Origin of the sequence: Pseudomonas sp. 18.1.10 (genome assembly GCF_024655625.1) — a bacterium.
Classification (GTDB): Bacteria; Pseudomonadota; Gammaproteobacteria; order Pseudomonadales; family Pseudomonadaceae; genus Aquipseudomonas.
In genome coordinates this window covers 1-1,238 of the sequence record NZ_JANLGL010000455.1, presented here as the reverse complement: position 1 = coordinate 1,238, position 1,238 = coordinate 1, and the positions used below count along the sequence as shown (strand labels likewise).

The window sequence follows — 1,238 nt, the reverse complement described above, 5'->3', positions numbered from 1 at the left end:
ACAGGTGTCAGTATCAGCTGTATTGACTGACACTCCGCATTCGCGAGCAAGCCCGCTCCCACACAAGCTCACTCCACATTCAGTTATGTGGTGTTGCTGTTAGACCTTGACGATCCAACCCTCTGGCGCTTCAACGTCACCGGTCTGCACGCCCGTCAGCTCTTTGTACAGCTGCTGGGTGATCGGGCCGACTTCGGTTTCGCTGTGGAATACATGCAACTTGCCGTTGTACTGGATGCCGCCAATCGGCGAGATCACCGCTGCGGTACCGCAGGCGCCGGCTTCCTTGAACTGGTCCAGCTTGTCGATGAACACTTCGCCTTCAACCACGTCCAGGCCCAGGCGGGACTTGGCCAGTTCGATCAGCGACAGGCGGGTGATGCCTGGCAGCACCGAAGGCGACTTCGGCGTGATGAACTGGTTGTCGTGGGTGATACCGAAGAAGTTGGCCGAACCGACTTCTTCGATTTTCGAGTGGGTCATCGGGTCCAGGTAGATCGCATCGGCAAAACCGGCCTTCTTCGCTTCCGAACCGGGCATCAGGCTGGCGGCGTAGTTGCCACCGACCTTGGCGGCACCGGTGCCTTGTGGCGCGGCGCGGTCGAAGGTGGAGATCTGGAAGTTGTGCGGCACCAGGCCGCCCTTGAAGTAGGCGCCGACCGGGATCGCGAACACCGAGAAGATGAACTCCGGGGCGGTGCGCACGCCGATGTTGTCACCGGTGCCGATCACGAACGGGCGCAGGTACAGCGCGCCGCCGCTGCCGTACGGCGGGATGAACCGCTCGTTGGCCTTGACCACTTGCTTGCAGGCGTCGATGAACACGTCGGTCGGTACATGGGGCATCAGCAGGCGCGCGCAGCTGCGTTGCATGCGGGCGGCGTTCTGGTCCGGGCGGAACAGGTTGATCGAACCGTCCTTGCAACGGTAGGCCTTGAGGCCTTCGAAGCATTGCTGGCCATAGTGCAGGGCAGTGGAGCCCTCGCTGATGTGCAGCACGTTGTCGTCGGTCAGGGTGCCGTCTTGCCACTCGCCGTTTTTCCAGACCTGGAGAAACCGTTTGTCGGTCTTGATGTAGTCAAAACCCAGCTTGTCCCAATTGATGCTTTCGTTACCCATGACACCCTCTATCTTTGGTCAAGTCGGTTTTTTTCTGAATGGGCGCAACAATACTTCATTCTTGCTTTGTGTGGGAGCGGGCTTGCTCGCGAATGCGGTGTGTCAGTCATCAGATTTAT

Annotated in this window: 1 protein-coding gene; it reads right to left on the bottom strand. The window is 59.4% G+C overall.

Going from position 1 to position 1,238, the window contains the following annotated elements; translation table 11 throughout:
* Positions 1 to 99: 99 nt before the first annotated feature.
* On the bottom strand, positions 100 to 1,119 hold the full coding sequence (locus tag NUV89_RS29665) for a branched-chain amino acid aminotransferase (protein WP_017735429.1): 1,020 nt from the start codon (positions 1,117 to 1,119) through the stop codon (positions 100 to 102).
* Positions 1,120 to 1,238: the final 119 nt, after the last annotated feature.

What these genes read in the sequence shown, in the direction of transcription:
- NUV89_RS29665 (WP_017735429.1), bottom strand. Translation starts at nt 1,119, where the DNA reads ATGGGTAACGAAAGCATCAATTGGGACAAGCTGGGTTTTGACTACATC.